This is a genomic window from Paenibacillus sp. 7516, assembly GCF_002272715.1.
Lineage (GTDB): Bacteria > Bacillota > Bacilli > Paenibacillales > Paenibacillaceae > Paenibacillus > Paenibacillus illinoisensis_A.
Genome location: NZ_NPBI01000002.1, coordinates 331,140 through 351,873, shown reverse-complemented (window position 1 = coordinate 351,873; position 20,734 = coordinate 331,140). Strand labels below are relative to the sequence as shown.

General features: G+C 47.9%; 17 protein-coding genes. 1 reads left to right on the top strand and 16 read right to left on the bottom strand.

The window, feature by feature from the left end; all coding sequences use genetic code 11:
* Window positions 1-19: 19 nt before the first annotated feature.
* From CHI14_RS01545 to CHI14_RS01525, 5 genes are all read right to left on the bottom strand, one after another.
* Entirely contained in the window at window positions 20-910 is an 891-nt protein-coding gene (locus CHI14_RS01545; protein ID WP_095286646.1) for an ABC transporter permease, read from the bottom strand.
* An 85-nt stretch (window positions 911-995) separates the two neighbouring features.
* On the bottom strand, window positions 996-2,678 hold the full coding sequence (locus CHI14_RS01540) for an extracellular solute-binding protein (RefSeq protein WP_170947982.1): 1,683 nt from the start codon (window positions 2,676-2,678) through the stop codon (window positions 996-998).
* 174 nt (window positions 2,679-2,852) lie between these two features.
* On the bottom strand, window positions 2,853-3,989 hold the full coding sequence (locus CHI14_RS01535) for a response regulator transcription factor (RefSeq protein ID WP_095286644.1): 1,137 nt from the start codon (window positions 3,987-3,989) through the stop codon (window positions 2,853-2,855).
* The gene (locus CHI14_RS01530) at window positions 3,986-5,746 is read right to left on the bottom strand and encodes a sensor histidine kinase (protein WP_095286643.1); all 1,761 of its coding nucleotides are present in this window, start codon (window positions 5,744-5,746) and stop codon (window positions 3,986-3,988) included. Before CHI14_RS01530 ends, CHI14_RS01535 begins: the two co-directional genes overlap by 4 nt.
* Window positions 5,747-5,907: 161 nt before the next feature.
* Window positions 5,908-7,851, bottom strand: a complete 1,944-nt coding sequence (locus CHI14_RS01525) for a glycoside hydrolase family 127 protein (RefSeq protein ID WP_095286642.1) — start codon at window positions 7,849-7,851, stop codon at window positions 5,908-5,910.
* A gap of 141 nt (window positions 7,852-7,992) precedes the next feature.
* Between CHI14_RS01525 and CHI14_RS01520 the strand changes: the two genes are divergently transcribed.
* Complete coding sequence (locus CHI14_RS01520; protein WP_170947976.1) at window positions 7,993-8,838, top strand: AraC family transcriptional regulator; 846 nt, start codon at window positions 7,993-7,995, stop codon at window positions 8,836-8,838.
* Between the two features lie 14 nt (window positions 8,839-8,852).
* On the opposite strand, the gene CHI14_RS01515 is transcribed toward CHI14_RS01520, so the two are convergent.
* From CHI14_RS01515 to CHI14_RS01465, 11 genes are all read right to left on the bottom strand, one after another.
* Window positions 8,853-9,311 (bottom strand): EVE domain-containing protein, encoded by a 459-nt coding sequence (locus tag CHI14_RS01515; RefSeq protein WP_095286640.1) that lies wholly within the window; start codon window positions 9,309-9,311, stop codon window positions 8,853-8,855.
* Window positions 9,311-9,868: a DinB family protein gene (locus tag CHI14_RS01510; protein WP_095286639.1), complete on the bottom strand. Its 558-nt coding sequence runs from the start codon at window positions 9,866-9,868 to the stop codon at window positions 9,311-9,313. The genes CHI14_RS01515 and CHI14_RS01510 overlap by 1 nt, the downstream gene beginning before the upstream one ends.
* A 68-nt stretch (window positions 9,869-9,936) precedes the next feature.
* Entirely contained in the window at window positions 9,937-10,884 is a 948-nt protein-coding gene (locus CHI14_RS01505; RefSeq protein WP_095286638.1) for a helix-turn-helix transcriptional regulator, read from the bottom strand.
* 75 nt (window positions 10,885-10,959) lie between these two features.
* The gene (locus CHI14_RS01500) at window positions 10,960-11,973 is read right to left on the bottom strand and encodes an alpha/beta hydrolase family protein (RefSeq protein ID WP_095286637.1); all 1,014 of its coding nucleotides are present in this window, start codon (window positions 11,971-11,973) and stop codon (window positions 10,960-10,962) included.
* A 33-nt stretch (window positions 11,974-12,006) separates the two neighbouring features.
* Window positions 12,007-12,642: a GNAT family N-acetyltransferase gene (locus tag CHI14_RS01495; RefSeq protein ID WP_095286636.1), complete on the bottom strand. Its 636-nt coding sequence runs from the start codon at window positions 12,640-12,642 to the stop codon at window positions 12,007-12,009.
* A complete protein-coding gene (locus CHI14_RS01490) occupies window positions 12,639-13,439 on the bottom strand; it encodes a helix-turn-helix domain-containing protein (RefSeq protein WP_095286635.1) in 801 nt (266 codons plus the stop codon). Before CHI14_RS01490 ends, CHI14_RS01495 begins: the two co-directional genes overlap by 4 nt.
* Before the next feature lie 207 nt (window positions 13,440-13,646).
* Window positions 13,647-14,108, bottom strand: coding sequence for a GNAT family N-acetyltransferase (locus CHI14_RS01485; RefSeq protein ID WP_095286634.1), 462 nt, complete (start codon window positions 14,106-14,108; stop codon window positions 13,647-13,649).
* Between the two features lie 70 nt (window positions 14,109-14,178).
* Entirely contained in the window at window positions 14,179-14,784 is a 606-nt protein-coding gene (locus tag CHI14_RS01480) for a hypothetical protein (RefSeq protein ID WP_095286633.1), read from the bottom strand.
* A 181-nt stretch (window positions 14,785-14,965) separates the two neighbouring features.
* Window positions 14,966-15,802, bottom strand: a complete 837-nt coding sequence (locus CHI14_RS01475; RefSeq protein ID WP_349290347.1) for a putative RNA methyltransferase — start codon at window positions 15,800-15,802, stop codon at window positions 14,966-14,968.
* A gap of 323 nt (window positions 15,803-16,125) precedes the next feature.
* Window positions 16,126-17,916: an L-fucose isomerase gene (locus CHI14_RS01470; RefSeq protein WP_095286632.1), complete on the bottom strand. Its 1,791-nt coding sequence runs from the start codon at window positions 17,914-17,916 to the stop codon at window positions 16,126-16,128.
* Complete coding sequence (locus CHI14_RS01465) at window positions 17,916-20,720, bottom strand: alpha-L-rhamnosidase (protein WP_095286631.1); 2,805 nt, start codon at window positions 20,718-20,720, stop codon at window positions 17,916-17,918. The genes CHI14_RS01470 and CHI14_RS01465 overlap by 1 nt, the downstream gene beginning before the upstream one ends.
* Window positions 20,721-20,734 lie beyond the last annotated feature (14 nt).

Here is a 20,734-nt window from a genome sequence, read left to right as displayed (position 1 = left end):
GCTCGACTCCTTCTCCTTATCAGAATATGCGGTAATTGGCGAACTTCGAAGCCAGCAGATACGAAACGATAATGAGCACAAAACTGACCACCGACTTCAGCAAACCAACTGCGGTTGCGAGTCCGTACTGCATGTTCAGCAACCCTTCGCGGTATACCCAAGTATCGATAATGTCACCCGTGGAGTAGAGCAGCGGGTTGTACAGGTTGAAAATCTGATCAAACCCTGCGTTCAGTACATTCCCCAGGCTTAACACTGCCAAAAGCACAATTGTGGTACGCAAGCCAGGCAGCGTCACATGCCAGATTCTCCTCATGCGGGTTGCTCCGTCAATTGAAGCAGCCTCGTACAGGGAAGGACTGATGCCTGTCAGCGCAGCCAGGTAGATGATCGTGTTGAAGCCGAACTCCTTCCATACATCACTGCCGACCACAATAAACGGGAACAGATCTGCACGGGCAAAGAACAATACCGGTTCAATGCCAAGGATGTTCAGCAATCCGTTGACCGGACCCGTGTATGAAAACACGTCGAGCAATATACCCGACAAAATAACCCAGGACAAAAAGTGCGGAAGGTACACGATCGTTTGCACCCAGCGCTTAACCACCATAAGACGCAGTTCATTCAGCATGATCGCAAAGACTAATGGCACAATCAGGTTACCCGCAATTTTCATGACGGCAATATACACGGTATTGAAGAAAATGGTCTTGGTATCGTTCAGGCTAAACATATATTCGAAGTTCTCCAGCCCGATCCAGGTCGATTTCCAGATGCCCTGGCCCGGGTTAAAGTCCTGAAAGGCAATGGCAATCCCGAACATGGGAATGATGCTGATGAACAGCAGCCATACCAATCCGGGCAATAACATAATGTAGTAATGTTTGATGAAACTTCGGTTTCGCATCCGGTGTTCCTCCTCCGCAATCTCCCATCCCTGATCTTCTCAAGAAGAAGCGCCGGATGACTAACCCGGCGCTCTGGACAGCTACCTACTTGACGTACTCCTTCACTTCCTCGGTGATTTTGTCGCCGCCTTGCTTTTTCCAATCACTTACAAACGTATCGAACGTATCCAGAGGTGCAGCTCCCATGATGATTTTCAGGAAGGTTTCATCCTCCAGCTTCTTCAGATTGGACCAGCGGCTTTCCATGGTGCGGGTCTGGGAATAGAGAAGGCTATAAACCTTGTTGTAGTCCTGCTGCAGGGATGATGATCCGACCAGCAGTGAATAGATGCGGCTCCATACGCCAAGGTCAGCCTGAGGATCCCAATACTGGATGTCCATATTGTCATACGGCTCTTTCTTCACCTTTTTGACGTTCTGAATGTCTGCAGCAAGCAGTTTGTAGCCCGGATCGGTGAAGTCTTCCGGTTTTTTCGTGCCAGCGAGTACTTCCTGCAAGGCTTTCGCTGAATATTCGCTCTCATCCATATAGGACATCGGTACACGCAGCGGATAGTGACCTACAGGCACAGAGATATCAAACTTCGATTCGTCCCGGATGAGCAAATTCAACATTTTGATGACCGCTTCGGGATGTTCGTATCCTTTGCGTACAACAACGAATACGGTAGAAGGAGCGCCCATATGAGCATTAAATTGTCCATCAGCATCCAGCGGCAGCAAGTATGCCTGCCAGTTGGCGTTCGGGTTGTTCTTAATGGCATCCGGCAATGGTCCGTATCCCATCCACCATGGTGCAAAGAAGATCCCTGCATTGCCGTTGACCACAGGCTCGGACGCGGCTTTGCGAATGCCGAGTTCCTTGTCGATTAGCCCATTCGCATACATGTCGCGCAGTTTGGCGAGCGCTTCCTTCGTTTCTGGCAGAATGGAGCCGTAGACCGGGTTGCCTGCATCGTCTTTTAACCAGTAACCAGGATAAGCCTGGTAAGCTCCGAAGATCGGATCAAGTCCATACGTGTTATTCGTTGATTCCAGGAAATTGGCATATAACCGGCCGCCGTTCTGCTGTCCTGCAATCCCAATTGTATCGTTCTTGCCGTTGCCGTCCGGATCTTGTTCCACGAATGCTTTCGCTACGTTCTCCAGTTCCTCCATCGTTTGGGGCGGTTCAAGTCCCAGCTTGTCGAGCCAGTCCTTGCGTATCCACATTTGGTGAACACCATCGGAGTGTACTTGTATACTGGGGATAGCGTACATTTTCCCGTCAAATGTTACCGCCTCGGCAGACACACCATTTGTTTTCTCCATATAACTCTTCATGGCTGGTGAAGCATATCGATTAAATGCATCAGTTAGGTCCTCCAGCTGGCCCGCCTTCACCATTGCCCGCAGCTGGGTATCCTTGACCACGAGCGCATCGGGCAAATCGTTGCTTGAAATCGCGAGGTTCACTTTCTGCTCATAGTTCGTTCCGGTCGCCGCCTGCCAGGTGACTTTGGTATCAATATTCAGATTGTCCTTCACATAACGCGAATACTGGTTGTTCTCCGGTGTATCCCCGGCAGGCAAACTTTTGTCTGTTGGATCGACCTCTTTGCCATACCTTAGTGTAATCGTCTGATCGTACTTGCCGAATGGATCTGCCGTCCCTTCTTCAACAACGCCAGGCGTAGTATTACTTTCCGCCGTTTCATTCTCCTTGTTGCCCGCGTCGCTGCAGGCGCTCGTGAATGCGAGCAACAGCATCATTGCCACCATGACCATTTTTTTGCCCAAATGCATGCTCCCCCTTTAATGGAATGTCATTCGCGTCCAGCACCAACAATATAACACGGCCGGAAAACGTTAATGGATAGAGAGCCGAACGAAGAACAGGAGGTGAAACGTCCGATTTTGTTAACGCTTACAATTCATTTATCCTACCTTCTCTCCATCCGTCTACCCTCTTCTTGGTGTATTGCGGTACTCGCTTGGCAGCATGCCCACCTGCTCACGGAAAATCCGGCTGAAGTATTTTTCGTCTGCATAGCCCGTATGTTCCGCGATCCAGACAATCGGTTTGGCCGTTTGGGTCAGATAGTCCTTCGCCTTGTCGATCCGAATTTTGCGCAGATATTCGTTAAACGAATAACCCATCATTTCCTTGAAACATTGATTGAAATAACTGCGGCTGAGGTTGACCCGCTTCGATACATCGCTGGCGAATAGTGGATTATGCAACTCGTCATGTATGATTTTGACGGCGGTCATGATACTGCTGCTGACCTCCTTGCGCAGATACTGCCCACCCGATAAACGTAGTGCTTCTGCACGAAAGTTCGCCATCCATTCCACCACATCGTTCCATGATACAAATTGAACAGGTATTGTCATTTCCGTGCTGACGATGTTCTTAAACGTTCGGTTCCAGTCTTCCGTTACACCGTACAGCAACTGCATCAATCGGGGGACAGGCAATCTCATGGTTTTCAAATCATCTAGAAGTTCAACCATATAAGACTCTTCATGAACCCAGCGAAACGAATGCAACTTGTCCTTAACACTCACATCGCTCGCTTCAACGACTGATGACCCGGGCCGTCCACGTTCACAGCGCGACTCATCGAACGATGGAGTTTCTTTTCCTTGCTCCCCATAAAATAACGCATCCTTTCCGGATTCCATCGTGGCTTCGTCATTGAATCGTTTTCGCCTGTCGGCCTGAATACGGTCATGAATGCGCCCAAGCACTTCCTCGAACCGTTCTTTCTCAAGCTGTACTTTGGCAATGTAATCGATGGCACCCAGACGGAGTGCCTCCTGAATGTATTCAAAATCCTGATGAAGGGTCAGAACCGCAATTGGCAGATCCGGGTATAGCTTACGAGTGGTGCGGATTAACTCGATCCCTGACATGACCGGCATGGCCAGATCCGTAATCAATAGATCGACGTGGTTTTCAGACAGAAATTCAAGCGCCTTCTCTCCGTTTCCCGCTTCGCCAACGATCTTCATTTCAAATCTGTCCCAAGGCATTGCGAGCATTAGCCCTTTGCGCACGAGTTGATCGTCATCGACGATGAGTACGTCAATCATGATTTTCCCTCTCCTTCACAGTGAATTGGCAGCTCAATGACAATCCAGGTTCCTTGCCCCGGTTCGCTGGATACGTTCATACTGGCTTGGCCTTCATAATAAGACTCCAGCATGCGCTTGACATAATTCATGCCAATCCCCATTCCGACCCGATGACGCTCGGCCTGTTCTTGTTCCAGCAGCGCTTTGATCTTTTCTTCGGAGATTCCCCTGCCGTTGTCTCTGATCGAAATTTCAAGCCGGTCGTTGTGCCTGCTTACTTCAACTTCGATTCTTCCTTTGTCATCCAGTCCATGGTACAGCGAATTTTCAACGAGCGGCTGCAAAATAAACCTCGGCACGGGCACGTTAAGCAGCTTGTCATCGATATGAATGCCAACATCGAATTGAAAATTATAGCGAATCTGCTGCAGGATCAGATACTGCTTGAGCGAATCAATCTCCTCCCGTATGGTTGAGCTCTGACCGCCCAAGCGCAAATTATAATACAGCAGCTTGTTCAGCGAAGTAACCAGCCGGTCGATCTCTTCCTGTCCATTCATGACGGCCAGCCAGTGCGCAGTGTCGAGCGTATTCATCAGAAAATGCGGATTGATCTGGTAGAGCAGCTTTTCAATTTCCAGGTCTGCCCTGCGCTTCTCCTTTAACTCCACTTCGGAATACAACCTTGCAATGTGGGACTTCATTCGTCCGAATTGTGTGAGCAGCATCTCAAATTCAGGTATGCGCGAGTTCGCGTCGACCACGTCGAAGTTGCTGTTCAGCATCTGCTTCATTTCCCGGTGGAATTGGGACAACGGCCGATATACCATTTTCCACAGCAACCAGCCGATGGCCAAGCTGACTGCGGCGAATAACACGGTTAACAGAACCATCTGCATGATCCAGCGGTTTTTCTCCTGATCATAATCTGCTTTGGACACGAGCGACACAACACTCCATCCCTGGTTGCTGTATTGCTGGTACCAGTAATAGCCCGAAGCGATTCCCGAAGTTGTAGAAGGTTCAGAGAGCTGGCCGGAAACTGGGAAATTTGCGTTTTCAGGGAAAGCGTCCCTTAACTCACTGTAAGAGATGCGTCCGTGATTATCCAAAATGAGGTGGGCTGTATTTTTGCTGACATCGTCCAGATCAAGAATGCTCTGTGTTAGATTAAACCCGGTTTCAATGTATACATAGGCATCCTCCCGTTCGGGCAGATCCACCTTTCGCAGCGCGGAAAGGACATATTGATCGTTGAACCTGTCGTTACTGATATGAGGCCCGAAATACGTGATTCCGTAATAACTCGCCATGATTGGCAATTTCTCCGGATCGAATGAATCCTTCACCCCCATGGTCTCAAAGAGATAGGTGTCGTCTTCACGAAAATAGTACATCGATAACCCGATATTGGGATTGGTAAACGCAATCAGGTTCAGCTGATTTTTGATCTGGTCGGTCAAATAACTGCGGTCATATGGTTGATCCGCAAGCATAAGCTGCTCCAGCTGTTTACCAATGCTTCCCTCGAAGGCAAGCTGCTGAGATACATGGTTCAGGTTGCTGAGTGTGTTTTCCAAGGAAAGTGTCACCTGTTTCAGATTACTTTGGATCCCGGATTGCAATTTGGTCGTCAAAATGGAATTAATTGTTCGATAGGATAGGTAGCAGGATAAGAGGAAAGGAATGAGGGCTACGGCCGCAAAAAGCAAAAGAATTCGGTTTTTGAGCGTTATTCGTTCGATACGGGATTTTAGTACATGTTCTGGTTTCATGCATTCATCTCCGCTTCCGGGTTTCGAGAAGGCCAGACATGGCGGAAGTCCCTCGGATAATATTCGAGGGACCTTCTGTCCTGCCAATATTGAAACCACGCGTTATGTTCAGTTGCCATTCAACCTCTTCAAACGATAGAGTTGCTTCGAAGACCCACGCTTCAGCTACGCAGCCAGACGCTCATTTCACCCGGTTCACGGTTCCCCCACAGATAATAAGGAATGGCGGTAAAACGTACTGGAATGCGAGGTTTGCGAATCGGTTGGTACAGTTGATCCTCCGGCCATGCTGACCCATCTGCAGTCAGTCCGTCGCCCTCCACAACAACACAGCCGCCAAGTAAATTCGGTGCATCGCGCTCCGTTAAATTGGCTGCTTCGGCAATGGATAATGAAGCCAGCGGCGCTCCGTTATCCGCCTCTTCCACGCAATATACAAGTGGTCCGCGCTGAATGGCTGCTTTGCCTGCATCAGCTCGAATCTGTGGATGAGCTTCAATCAAGTGCGTTTCAAGTGGCAGTAACCACTCCAATGCATCTCCTTCCGACCATATTCGGTGGATATGAGCATAACCATTGTTCAATGTATATGCCTGCTCTTCGCCATTCACTCGCAAAACAGGCTGCCCACTCTGGAACCAGTTTGGAATTCTGAGCGCGAGTGTAAATGCAGCACCATCTGAGCTGTCTGGAGCAAGCGAGATGTTGAAGTTGATTTTTCCGTTCCAAGGAAGCTCCGAATGTTGACTCAGCTTGACTTCCCTGCCTTCGGCGGACGTGAATTCTACCGTACTACCAATGTATAAATGAACATGAACCGCGTTCTCTTCCGCAGAGACATCATAGATATAATCGTTCAGCGAGCTAAGCAAACGGGCCACGTTTGGCGGGCAGCAGGAACAGCCGAACCACTTCTGACGGACCGGTTTCACATGATGCTTATCCGGATTGCGCATGCTGGCCTCTGGCCATATTTCAAGCGGGTTCACATAGAAAAAGTGTTTGCCGTCCTTGGACATGCTGCCAAGCACATTGTTGTACAGCGCACGTTCCATCACGTCCGCATACTCGCTCTTCGCTTCCAAACGAAGCATCCGGCGTGCCCAGAAGATCAATCCGATGGATGCGCAAGTTTCCGCGTACACCGTGTCATTCGGCAGATCATAATCGAAAGTGAACGCCTCGCCCAAATGAGTCGCACCGATGCCTCCCGTAATGTACATCTGTTTGCGAGTTGTATTGGCCCACAGCCGTTCGCACGCCGCTCGTAAGCTGTCATCCTTCGTCAAACGAGCGAGATCGGCCATGGCCGTATACATGTAAACCGCACGTACAGAGTGTCCAACGGCTGCTGTCTGTTCCCGTACTGGAAGATGGGATTGATACATTTCCAAGTCCGGCGAACCTTGTGACCAGATGTTAGTTCTGCCTCCCCGTTCCCATTCCTGGATGAAATAACTCGGGCTGCTGCCCCGCTCATCAATGAAATAATGACTAAGATTCAAATAACGTTCCTCACCGGTTGCATAATATAACTTGACGAGAGCCAGTTCAATCTCCTGGTGCCCGCAGTATGCCCGTTTCTGGTTCTCTCCCGTACCGAAGAGCTTGTCGATTAAGTCAGCGAAACGGCATGCAATGTCAAGAAGCTTACGTTTGCCCGTTGCGTCAGCGTAGGCCACCGCAGCTTCGATCAGGTGTCCGGCACAGTACAGTTCATGGGCCTCATACATATTTGTCCACTCTTTGCCCGGTTCCTTGATTGTAAAATAAGTATTGATATATCCGTCATCCCGCTGAGCCTGCCCAATGAGGTCGATTGCTCCATCTGCGGTGTTCTCGAGTTCGGGATCAGGATAACTCCGTAGTGAATAAGCAACCGCTTCCAACCATTTATATAAATCGCTATCCTGAAACACCCATCCGCCGAATTCTCCCTGTTCTAGACCGGCAGCAATTCGGAAATTGCGAATGGCATAGCTGGGTTCCGCTCCTTCGATACGATCATTCAATGCCTCCCATTGATAGGGTATGACTGTTTGACGTACCAGTGTGGAATAATCCTCCCAAAATGAGTCCCGGATATGAACCTGTGTTGTCTGCATCAGTAGTACCTCCTATATTAATTGACTCTTTACGAACTCAATTATATGCTTGGTATAACCGACTTAATAGGAATGGAATGAACCATTTTCTATAAAATATGACACAAGCGAAAGGATGCGAACGTTCTGGGCGAAGACACCATGATTGAACTTCATATGCCCCCACTCCCCTACTATTTGGGATCGGGCCTGACAGAGTATAAAAGCGGGGACCAGCACCCTCATCGCAGCAACATCGGAGCGTATGATCTGCTGATCCTTGTTCGCGGAGAGATGTATATCGGCGAGAATGGATCACAATGGACACTAACCGAGGGAGACATGCTGCTGCTGCTGCCTGATGGAGAACACTATTCGATCCGACCTTGCGATCAGGATACCGTTTTTTATTGGGTTCACTTTGAGCATGCACCGAGACGGGATGCATCTGTGACTGAGCTAGCGGAGAACAATACATCACCTTATTCAACCAGGCCATTTATTAACCCTTACACGCTTCGATTGCCTAAATATATGCATTTGCCTGACTCACGCACGGTGTTCGGTATGGTAGAACAGCTGCTCACCCAGCCGCCCACGCTCTCCTTTTGGCAGGAACAGCAACTTCTCGGAGAACTGCTCAGCTTGCTTGAAGAAGAATGTTTCGGCCGAACGGATTCGGTGGCTTCCCGATTGGCCGAACGGACTGCGGCTTACCTCCAAGCTAACTATCGGGAGAAAGTCACCAATGAAGCCATCGCGTCCGCCCTGCACTTTCATCCAAACTATATTGTACGATGCATGAAATCGAGATACGGATGTACGCCATCCGATTATTTGCAGCAGTTTCGGCTGGAGCGGGCCAAACGCCTCCTGGTCACGACCGATTGGTCCATTGACCGGGTCGCCGAGGAAGTGGGTTTTCGGTACTCCCCGTATTTTTCGTCCTGCTTCAAACGGGAATTCGGCTTTTCTCCGCTGCAATTTCGCAAGCAATACTTAAAATAGCAATGATCACATTCCTAGCAGATTTGAAAGTCCTTATGATTAATCATGGAGGCAGCGATTGTCATGAAATCTTCGGCTCCAATTTCAAAATGTCCTTTGCGAAATGTAAATCCCCAATTTCGATTTCCGCGTGTAAAGTCGAGTTCGTTTAATAGAGAGGCAATCTTAACTTCCCGACACGGAACATAACGGATATCCCGGCGGAAGGGTACAAAAGATTCCGTCATCTGATATTTGTAGACTGGGCTGTCCTTCACCTGGCCAATAGCGGTAAATGCCTGGAGCGGCTTCCCTGTCGACATGTCTGTGCGCGGGGAATAGTATATCAGCCAATCACCTGGGGACATCAGACGCAGGGATACTGCCTTGCCGTGACACAACTGTGCAAATCCGCCTTCTACGGCTGTATGGACATGAGAAGCAGAAACAACGCCAATCCAATATCTGCTTGTCTGATTTGTTATAACCGACATTAGATTTCGCCTTCTCTCTGCCCAATGCCTAAATCCAACTTCAAACGATTCAGTTGCAAAAAGTGATGTCTGTAATGCATTTCGATCAATAAAAACCATTCCTGGGCGTTCAGTGCCCCAAGGCTTGGATGAATGATCTTATCCGTTACTGGCGATGGACGCAAAACAGCTTCCATGTCCCTCATTGCTTCTATGACTTGATGCAACCCTTCAATCAATTGCTCCATGTTCTCCGGTGACTTCGGAGTGTACTGCGGTGAAGCAGGGACTTTAATTCGAATGGCCGGAAATTGTTCTTGCTCGAACACCCTTTCCCCCAGCTCCGTTTTTCCCTCATTCGAATTTACCGATGGTTCGCTGTGAACCAAACATTGTTTCATATTAGGCAGGTGCATAAAGAGCGCTGATTGAATCAAATGCATATACATCTGTCCAATGGACCATTCCTCCTCATCCGTCTTTCTATGTAATTGCTCCATACCCAGCTGTTTCAATTCAGCCAAATACCTCTCTACAGAATTTTCAAAAGATTTCAGTACAATAAGTGTGTTTTTCATCCTTCCAGCAACCCCTTTTCATCTTAGATATACTCAAAGTATAAAAAAACACTACTGACAAGGGTATGTCAGTAGTGTTTTAAAATATTTTTCGCAACTTCTTGAATTCGCATGCGCAGAGACTCCGGCTCAATCACTTGAATATCCCCACCCCAACCAAGCAAATGATGCAATAGTTCTTCCGTATGCCGGACACGAAGATGAAAATTCACACCGTCCACATGATCCTCTATGGCTTCGATATAGAAGTTGACTCCCTCTATAATCTTGTCTGCTATTTCAGGGTTTGCCCTGATCAATACCCGTTCATTCCGATCATCCGACGGCCGATATTTGCTTAGGTCAAAACGATCCGGTAAAAGAAAGTGATCCTCCAATACTTGAAGTTCCGTCATTCGGGACAGTCGGAAATGACGGATGTCTTGTCGCATATCGCAGTGTGCGATTAAAACCCAATGTTCATGCAAAAGAGATAATCCATACGGAGATACCTCCCGGAGATTGCTTCGATTCCCGTCTGGCCCTGGCATTTTTTTACGGTACATAAAACGAATCTTGTGCTTCTCCAGAATGGCGCTACGTATTTGCTTAAGGTAAGTTTTAACCGTCTCTCCAGTTAAGGGATCATTTCCATGAAGGAGTCGCATGGTTTCCCGAACACGTGTAGATTCATTTCGAACGGATTCTGGCAAAATAGCTTCAATTTTACGTTGAGCCGACTCGGCTTCACTTGCGTATGTATGATCCAATCTCTGTTCAATAAAATCAGCCCCCATGAGCAGGGATACGGCTTCTTCGGCTGTAAAGCTAACCGGGGGGAGAAAATACCCTTCCATTAGAGAGTAGCCCTGACCAGGTGCTCCTATTATTGGCACCCCAGCTTCGCTTAGTGCTTGCATATCCCGATATATCGTTCGTACACTTGTCTCAAACCGGGAAGCCAGATCTTCTGCCCTTAGCGTTTTGCTGCGCTGTAACTCAAGGGTAATTGCAAGATGCCGCTCCGTTTTATTCATATCTCTATCCTCCGCTTATCCATCATCCAAACTGCATTCATTCTATCATAGTAAGGTATGCACGGAATTCTTTCTTTAATTTGGAGTAATGGATCGCAGAAAATCCTCGATTTCATCCATATATCCCTTCACTGTAATGTTACGCGGGGCAAACAAACTTATCAATAATGCACGCGCTGGTGATTCGGTCGTAGAGACGGACAGCATGGAGTGCTCCGTGTCTGGCAGGAGTTTGACTCGTAATAGTTCCGATGGCGATACATGCTCCCTGTAGACCCTCTCCGTTTCCTGCACGTCGACGTTTATATCCTGATCGCCGAGCATTAGCAGGACAGGGGACTCAAAATTCGCAATATCGTTTGTTGCATCGGAAGTGTAGTTCCGGCTCACGAATCTCCATCGTTCTCTGGACATGGCATCTTCTTGCCCAGCGAGGCTCACATATTCTTCATAGGAACTGCCTGCGATCAGCAGCTTCTTAATCCGGTTATTCTCTTTAACCTGTTGCTCAATCTCATTCATGGGGCGTCCTTCCTTAGCCATCTCACTCCGTGTGTTGTACTCTCCCTGCGTGAGCCAGTTGATTGCCGGAGAGACTAGTATGCTGAAGGCTAGCCGTTCTTTGCCAGCCAGCTTGGGAATGACCCATCCTGCCTGACTTGCGCCCCATACGCCTATGCGACTCGCGTCGATTTCCGGTTGCTGCCTCGCCCACGCCAGCGCCTGCCGTGCTTCCTCTACCCGATCATCCATACGCTGGTCAAGCCAGCTGCCTTCCGACCCGCCGATTCCCCTCTTGTCCAGCGACAGTGAAGCATAACCAATCCCAGCAAGCCGCTCCCACAGCGGTTTATAGCCGTCGTTGTGTGTCGCGTCGATCGGCCCGTCGCCATGAATGAATAATACTAAACCCACTTTGCCGCTGTATTTCACGGGAAGCGTTAACACCCCCGTTAATTTGCCTTGAGGCGTATCTATTTGCACGGCACGTTGGACCATGTCAAAGCTATTTTGCCATAAAATAATTGAACCCGTCCCTCCTAAAAGCAGCAGGACGATCAAGAGCATCATTCCCCATTTTTTCTTCACGTTTTTTTCTACATCCCTTCCTCGTAAAAATGACTATCCTTCATGGATCATGTAATTCCATTCCGGTTCGTCAAACAACCATGTCATGAAGGAGCTGCGCTGTACTTCAAGCGTGCGGAATCCCATGCGCTCATACAGTCGTTTGGCTCCGAGGTTACTCCCCGACACATGCAAGCTTGCATATCGGACTCCCGGCCTTGTAGATGCTTCGCGAAGGGCCCATTCCAGCATCGCTCGGCCTACTCCTGTTCCTCGAAACCGTTCATGGACGGTTATATCGGCAATATACATTTCTCCACGTACCGGACGATGGCTCAAACATGCCAATCGTAGAGCAAAACCGAGTGCTCTCCGCCATCCAACGTTTTGAACTTCTTTCCACAAGGGAAGCAGGTCTGTTACTGTAATACTCGAACGCAGCTCGCCTGACCAAGCCTTAAACTGGAGGCTCAAGCTGCCGAGAATGGCGTCTTCCTTCATGGCAACGATACGCTCGCTTTTCCCCTGTTGTTCATCCAGCGAGAGACACGTTTCAAACATCATCATCATTTGTGCGTTACTCAAATTTGCACCAAATTTGCTGCAAAACCCTTGAAATAACAGTTGGCTGACCGAAGCTTGATGTTCCTCTTTCATTCGCTCCATCTGAACGACAGGATGGATGTTCATCGTTTTCCGTCACCATCCACTGCATCGCTACCGTTATGTTCAATACGTGCACACAATTCATAATATAAGCTTTCTTGGGTGAACAGCGACAGATATGACTTCTCCGCAAGAATCCGTGAACCATGTAGTATGAGACCAGTGCGGTCAGCAAATGCCTGGAATTGACTGAAGTGCTGCTCCAGGTCTTCTTCGCCATGTATTGTAAACCGGTAAGATACGTATTCGCCAGCTGGGAAAGCGATATCGCCTTTCACGTCATGCACTTCCGTGCACAGCAATACACGGTGGTCTCCCTCATAAACGTAATGAATGTCCGCTTCAAACAACTCTGGCAGCGTATCCCCCTCTTGAACCAACATTCGAGCATCCAATTCACTCTCCATGTGCGTCTCGAACCATGTAGTCAGGATAAGCTGATCACGTTGAATAACCTGAAAGGAAGTGCCCTCCTGCCCGTAGTGCTCGTTCTCGTCCAGCACCTTACGGATAAAGCCGCTTAACGATCGCAGCCTGTCTATTTCAGCTTCCATCTTGGAAACCGATTGTACAAGCAATTGCTGCATATCGTCCGGGGTACCTTCTTCACTCCATTCCCGGATGGCTTTTACCGGCAACCCAACTTTGCGGAGAAGTAAAATATGCGCCAATCGGTAAATCTCATTCATCCCATACATGCGATATTGATTTTCATCGATATACGACGGCAACAATATGCCTTTTTCCTCAAAATAACGAATTTGATGGACCGACACGCCCATCAGTTTCGCTAACTCGCTGATCGTAATTTCCTTTTTCAATTGCTTTCCCCCTCAGTTACATGGAATATGAACTAAGCATATACCTTAGGTCAGACCTAAGGTCAAGTCGTGAGAGATACCCTAAACTAAGGCTGCCTCGGATTGCAAACGTTCTGATGTTTCATAGAGCTGCTGCTCCAATATAAAAAGACCATCATAAGATGGCCCCCCATTACGATTTATATTATTTTTACTATTTTTTCAGAATTACTCTATTCGCTTCTCGTATTTGAATAAAATCAGCTTTTGAGCAAGCTGAATCTCTTTAGTCTTTTGGTATCCAAACTTTTCATAAAAGTAATGATTACGAAAGCTTAAATGCGGTGTATATAAGGTCCATAATTTTGTATTCGGAAATTGTGATTCCACAAATTGAATTGCTGCAGTACCTACACCCTTACTTTGATTAGAAGGAGAAATGAACACCTTATCAATGTGCATGCGCTCATCGTTGCCTCTTACATCAATCGCACCTATAATTGTTTTTTTCTCTAAAATAGTAAAGTGTTGATATTTTCTAATATTTTCAGCCAATTTTTCATAGGTTTCACATGCTGGATTAGTTTCAAAGTCTTCGTACTTTTCCAAATCCTCTTGAAACGCTGCTTTTTGAAGAAGAAGCAATGTTTCAATATCTTCTAATACTGATTTCTTAAATGTTATAAACATCTTTTATTCTCCTTTTTCATAAGAAAGCCAGTATGCTTATCCGCATGTCTATAAGAGCATAGAGGTTCACTTAAGTATGAATTGTACCTAGCTGTGATCGACATACATCCAGGGCACGATAGGCGGAGCGTTCCATGTATGCCAAGATCTCGTCTAATGAAAAAACACTCATCTCCTGCTGAACATGTTCCACTGGGTAGTTAAAGTCCTCCAGCGCCTGTTTCTTCAATATGAATACATTCTTCTTATCAAGTTCATCCATAACTGGTATGTATACAGCGGCATTTAGTGTTTCGTAAAGTCCCTCAGAAGTAAACATTTCAATCAGCTTCGCATTGCACAATCGAAAGTCATGGTGATAGCGATCGTACAGTGCAGGCTCCTTATTCAGTCGCTCTTCCAATCCGCTAAAGTAAGATTTCATAGCCCAAACTTCATCCGCAACCAAATGAGTTAAATAACCCAGCATAAAAGGCTCAGTAATACGCTCCTTATATTTAGTGATGAAACGCCCGTATTCCCATCGCCTGTTGACGCCATACTTGAATTGATCTCCTAGAAAATGGGTATCTCCTTTTTCGGAGTTTGCATCTGGCGCTATGGCGCCAAGGAGCATATCACCACGCTGCTTGATAGACAGCTCCTTACCTACAAAGTCTGAAATCAACAAATGCATTAACCTAGAGCCCACCTTATCATCCCCTTGATCCATTTCAGATGTTCTTATTCCAATAATAGTACCATATATTGGGTTTCACACTCAAAATGCTTCGCTGTTCCCTGAACAAAAACAGCCGATCTATTGATCGGCTGCCTTGATGGAGGCTTTGGTATTAGTTAATCGTAAATGCAGACCACTAGTTTTTTGATGGTTTCATACCCACTAATATCTTAAAGTCCATCGTAATTTGTCTCAGATCCATCCGTAAAATCTGTTCTCTGGCCCCTTGTGAAGCCCCCCAAGATAACGGCGTCATCCCAAGCAAAGGTGGAATGAGGTGCTCACTGAGGCTAACTTGATATTGAATATCTTCAACCGCTATTAAATCGAACCGTTCGTTAAAATAACGAATTGTAGGTGTATTGGAATAGACCTGTTTACCTGTTCCTTTGTAGAGGATATCTCTGATTTCTTTTAGATAATGCTGCTCTGGAACCACTTTAATCACCAAACCGTGATCTGTGAGCAATCTCTGAAACTCGGAATAATTGGCTGGGGATAGAATGTTTATGATGTAATTAAATTGCTGGTTAGCTAGTGGGATGTTTGCAATGTCTGCAACACACCACATGGCATTTGAATATTCCGCTGCTGCAAGACTGATCCCTTCTTTTGAGATATCCATTCCTACAGCCAATATAGCGTTACGTTTTCTCTGATTTATTGTGGATTGTATGTTATACAAATGAGAACCTTCTCCGCAACCTGCATCCAGTAAACGTATGGGTTCTTTGCTCTTGTTTTGACTCACAATTATTTCACTTACGGCAGCCTGCAAGGGATGAAATAACCCGCTCTGGCTAATTATTCTTCTGGTTTCGAAGGTTTGTCTATCATACTTAGATTTAATGGAGCGTGAGGATAGATTGATATATCCTTGCTTGGCAATATCGAAACAATGCTGATTCATGCAGATTAAGCTCTGCAAGTGAATCAAGTTCATCGGTTTACTGCATAACGGGCAACGAAACATCTCTTGCGACTCCCTGATTCTCTCAATACTCATCTGCTTTTTACTTTTGTTGAACACAAAAAAGCACCCTTTCATTCGTTTTAGGTTAACGAAAAAAGGCACAGTCAAACAAACCCCGCATCTTGTTCTAAAAATTCCGGGGTATCTGAGCTGTACCTGTCATTACCTTAAACGAATGAATTGGATGATCATATTTAAGCGCTCCTTATCATGATAACTATAAAGCACTTAAATACTACCATGTTTCTCTTGTGTGGGGAACGATTACATTCTTTTATTTAACTTACTAGCAATTTCACGTGTACAGACAATGCGTATGCTGCTCATCCATAGAGCGGCCCATACACGGAACAAGCTCTGAAGTCCGCTCCCTCCAGGTCTTTTGTTCCAAATGCAGACCAGGCGCTGGGCCGGAAAATGCGATCAGCTTCAATATTGTGCATATTAACCGGAATACGAAGCATGCTCGCAAGGGTAATTAAATCTGCACCGATGTGCCCGTAACTTACAGCGCAGTGATTCGATCCCCATGCTTCCATCACACCATAGACGTCATCAAAGACGGGGTCACCCGCTAGCCGCTTGGGTACGAACCACGTGGTCGGCCATGTTGGCGTAGTTCGCAGATCCAATTGACGATGCACGTCTTCCGGCAACTCCACGGTGTAACCTTCCGCAAGCTGGAGCACAGGTCCCAAACCCGCAACCAGGTTGATCCGTGCCATCGTGACGGGCATGCCACCTCGCGTTGTGAAGTCGGTTGAATACCCGCCTCCTGCAAACTGATCCATATAGGTTGGTCGCCAGCTTACAGCTTCCAGGCATTCATGAACCTCTTGATCCTCAATCTCCCAATGTGGTTTCATCACGGGCTTACCTTCACGTTTCTGTTCCCCCGTCCCGTCGAGTGCAGCTGGCCCCGAATTGATCAGGTGAATGAAACCAGCCGCGGCCAAGCCGTCAGGCTGCCAGCCAGTAACCCGTTTCACTGCCTCTGGACTCCAGAATGCACGCACATCAGCAAAAATCTGAGCGGTATGTGACAAGTAGTGATTGAACAGCATTGTGACTGCGTTTAGATTGTCATTCTCCGTTGCAACCATGTAAGGCTCACGAATGCCATTCCAGTCGAAGGAACTGCACAGGATAGCTTCCAAGACATCTGCACTGGGCTGGTAATCGGTCCACTCACGCTGACCCTGAAATCCCGATGCAATGGCGTTATAACCATAAGCTTCTTCCTCGTATCCCATCTCGGCAAGTTTCGGGTTACCAATCATCAGATCACGTACGATCAGTGTCATGCCAATGGAGATTTCCCAGTTTTTCTTTTTGATCTCTGGATCAATCTGTACCGATTCAGGATTGGGATCCGGTCCTTCCTTGCAGTGCTGTGCAGCCCAGGCTAATGCTGACTGTAATTCCTGCTTGTCGTAGATATGATTCTCCAGCCTTCGGCTAACTTCGGTCATGTCGACGTAGGCGTTGCGCATCCCCAGATAACGCTGGTAGAAATGTTCGTCAACAATACAGCCTGCGATGCCCATGGAGACAGAGCCAATGGACAGGTAGGATTTGCCTCGCAGCAGTGCAGCGGCCATGCCCGCTCGGGCGAACCGGATCAGCTGATCGCGTACGTCCTCTGGAAGCTTCCGTTCATCCTGGTCCTGTATATGCTTGCCATAGATCTTGAATATGGGCAGCCCTTTCTGATTATGTGCCGCTTGGAGTGCAGCCAGGTAGACCGCACCGGGTCGTTCCGTGCCGTTAAAGCCCCAGACCGCGTGTGGCAGGGTTGGATCGGTCTCCATGGTTTCAAGCGGATAACACCAGCCGCTCGCAACAGTGACAAGCACGCCAACACCTTCCTTGCGAAATTGCTCAGCGCAGCGAGCAGCTTCGGTCATTCCGGAGATGCATGGTTCAAAAATGACAACTTGCACGGGCGAGCCATCCGGATTGCGAAGAACGGAGGTGATCTCGGCCGCAGCCTCACGGGCAAGTTCCAGCGTACTTTCCGCCAACGCAGCCTTTACTAGCTTGCGGCGATCCACGATTGGACGAATACCGATTTTGGGAAATCCGCCTTCATAGCGATGTATCATGTCAGGCATCACGTTGACCCCTTTACAGTATTTTTAGTCGATGGTTCACAGGAAATGGAGAAGGAGTGTCGTCCCGGTTTCAATTCGTGAACACGGGGCTGCTTAGCTGCTGTTACCAGATCATGTGGCAAGACAAGCGTAGCAGCGGTTCCTTCAGGAATCACGGTCTGAATATGCAGACTCCCGTGTTCCTTTTTCCAGGCTACTTCGATGGCTCCATATGCTGTCCTGAGCGAAGCACGTACCGCATCCAGTTTGGAAGGAATGACAGGTTCAATCCTTATCCTTTCATAGCCAGGGGAGTCTGGTCTGATGCCTGCAAGTCGGGTGTAAAAAGAAGTACTTATTCCGCCAAACATTGCATGATCGTGGGAATGCATGCCGCCCTTCTCGCTCCATTGTTCCCAGAGTGTGGTGGCTCCGCGTTCAATTTGATAGCCGAATCCGGGATATTCCTTCTTGTTCAAAAGCTCCAGGGCAACATCGATATGTCCATGATCAGCCAAAACGTCCATCAGATATCTCGTGCCATAAATGCCTGTATGAAGATGACCGCCTTTTTCCGCAATAGCTTGCACTAGACGGTCCACGGCAAAAACGTGTTGTTCTTCTGGCACCATGCCGAGAGCGAGCGGCAGCAGCTGAGCAGTCTGGGAACCACTGCCGTAGACACCTTCCCCGGAGTACCAACGACGATGGAAAGCATGATTAATCTGCCGGGCCAGTTCGGTATAATAATCACGATCTGCATTGATATCCAGAACTGCAGCCGTTTCGGCAACAATGGAAGTGATTTTATAATAGATACTGGTATTTACTAGTTCGACTTCATGAAAATAATTCTCCCAACCATCGTCGTTAGGAGGACACCAGTCTCCAAAGCCATCTTTGACTTCATGGTCAGGCCATCGCTCATGCAGATGATCGATGTAGTCCTTCATGAATGGATAACTTTCACGTAACGTATTCAAGTCGTTATAGTGCATATAGAGATGCCAGGGAAGGGAGACCTTGTCTCCGCTCCAATCCGGATTGGTCATGCTGTCTTCGATATCTCCAAGCCACTTACGATAATAACGATGCATGTTGAAATGGTTCATCCCCGCTTCCTCAACCACAGCCGAATCCATAAGACATGGGGTGCGCTCATCACGCTGGCAGCAGTCCGTTGGTATGCTCACCAAATTGTTAAGATAGGACCACCGAATGTTACTGTATAGTCTGTTGATGCCTTGATCAGAGCATTCAAAGGTACCTGCCTGCTCTACATCTGCATGAACCGGAACAGCCTGTATGGAGAGCTGACCTGTCTCCCCGCTGACCTCCACATAACGAAATCCATGATATGTAAAGCGCGGTTCATAGCACTCTCCTACTTCCCCGTTAAGGATGTATATATCCTTCGCTTTGGCGTTTCGATTCGTCCAAGGGTCGATGTTGCCTTGTTCATCTACCAGTTCACTGTATTTCAGCCGAACTTCGCTGCCTGCCCGACCTGTTACCTGAATACGGACCCACCCTGCCATGTTTTGGCCAAAATCATAAACATTCACACCGGGTAGCGGGTTATAGACGGCAACAGGTTCTATCGGGTCGAACGGTATGACAGGAGGTTGATGATTCGGCTCCAACTCACCCACTGGTGGATCAGCGACTACTGCCATTGACCAATCCTCATCTTCCAGAAAGTTGGGCTCATCCCAACCTAGACGCATCTGCCTAGCATCATAAGTCTCACCGTCATAGATATCGTTGACAAGAATCGGGCTTGTCGCAGTTGACCAGGTTTCGTCCGTTATGATCGTCCGCGTGCTGCCGTCCTCCAGCCTAAGATCCAACTGCACGATAAATGCCTTATCCCGGTTCCACTTCCATCCCCAGCGCGAATAGTTAAAATGGTACCCGTTGCCCAGCCATACGCCCAGCGCATTTTCTCCATCGTGAAGCAAATGGGTCACGTCGTACGTGTCATAAAGCATCCTGCGTGGGTATGGTGTGTTGGCTGGTGCCAGCACTCGGGTGTCTGCCCGAACTCCATTAATGCGAAGCTCATACCAGCCTATCGAATATATGCGGAGCCTGGCTTGGAGTAGGGATGAGGGAATGTCAAACGTTTTCCGAAACATCGGACTGTCTACCGGAAGCGGAGCCTCACAAATGGACAGCATATGTCCCTCGACCACCAGCCCATTCCCCGAAGGATGTATAGCACCTGCTGTGAAATGAGTTGTTTTCGGATCATAAAACCGGTTGGAATACATCATGCGTCCATCTTTACCAGTAACCCTCAAGTCGCGGAAAACAGCCTTCTGTCCACCTGTTGTGCGAAAACCCACCGTTCCCTGATAATCCGCTGCCATGCAACGATAGGTATACTGTTGATTTAGCGTGAGTTCCCACTCCCCGCCTTCCTTCGTCACTTTGAGTGTGATGTGTTCAGGCTGCTTTTGGGATGCAGGAAGGGTGATTTTCTGCAAAGTGTGGCGCATACCGGATTCCATCCGAAAAATGTATGCCCGTATCTGCCGTGCAGCTCCTTCATTCGGATCGCCCTCACTCAGTTCAATACCGCAATGATGATCTTTGTCCTGATAACCGAAAAGAAAGGCTGCACCTCCTTCTTCCACGCTAATCACAACCTCTGCCTGATACAAAGTCCAATCTTGAGGAGGGGATGTTGACCGGGTGATCCACTTGGCAATCCATTGATCTGAGGTTAAGATTTCCTTGTGTGCCACCATCTCCTTTGAATCCTGTACTTTCTTCAGCACCTTCGTTGAATTCAGTGGTTCGATTGCCTTCGATGATGTCATATTACTGCTCCTCC